Here is an 899-nt window from a genome sequence, read left to right as displayed (position 1 = left end):
GGTCACCGCATGCGGCATCTCGTGCCGCTCACCGGCATCTGGTGCCGCTTGCCGGCACGTGGTGCCGGTCAGCGACCGCGACATGGAGCGGTGATGGGCGGCACCTCGTGCCGGGTCGCGTGGGCTCGATTGAGCAGATCCGTGGGCCGGGCCTGCGGACCGCAGCAGGGCCTCGAAGGCGCCTGCGGTCGGGGCGAAGGCGTCCTCCGCTTCAGCGGCTTCGGCACGYGCCTGGGCTCGGGCTTGCGCCTGTGCCTCGCAGATGGCCTGGATKCGGTGCAGCGCSAGCGTGTASACGTTGGAGCGCTTGCGCCCGAGGYCGACCGCCATCAGCCCATGCTCCTCSAGCCARCGCACGGCGTTGCGCACCGCGCGYTCRCCGAAGCACGTGCGCAGGGAGATCGTGGCGATCGAGGGCCAGCAACTGCCCTGGTCGTTGGCCTGGTCRGCSAGGCTGATCAGCACCGCCTTCTGGGTCGGCGGCATACGGATGGGCCAGCAYAGGGCCATCACTGCGGTACTCATYGGGCAACACCCTTCCCTTGCAGCCGCTCGGGCCGCAATGCGTTCTGTCGGTTCATGTGGAGGTGCGGGCGTCAGGCCCGCAGGTTGGAGGCGTCGGCCAGGCGGCCCTCGCGTTGGGCGTGGTCGCTCTGGCAGTCGGGGTCGCAGTAGCGCGTGGCCGGGTCACAGCGTTCGTCGCAGTTGGCGCAGGTGCCCAGCGGCATCGCCACCAGGGCCCGCGCCTGGGCCTCCTGTTCGGCGCGCAGGCGCTGGCGGACCAGGGCCGCCTGCAGGTAGGCCGCTTCGCTGACGCTGATGAGGCCTCCTGTTCGGCGCGCAGGCGCTGGCGGACCAGGGCCGCCTGCAGGTAGGCCGCTTCGCTGACGCTGATGAGG

2 protein-coding genes are annotated in these 899 nt (G+C 71.3%); both read right to left on the bottom strand.

The window, feature by feature from the left end; all coding sequences use genetic code 11:
- On the bottom strand, positions 1-486 hold a 486-nt coding region (locus AC1D01_RS36735), incomplete at its 3' end, for a helix-turn-helix domain-containing protein (protein WP_477874742.1).
- Positions 487-596: 110 nt separating this feature from the next.
- On the bottom strand, positions 597-899 hold a 303-nt coding region (locus AC1D01_RS36730; protein WP_477874740.1), incomplete at its 5' end, for a hypothetical protein.

Source organism: Rhizobacter sp. P3_B12, assembly GCF_056402895.1.
Note: the sequence above shows the minus strand (reverse complement) of the source record. Positions and strands in the feature narration are given on the sequence as shown.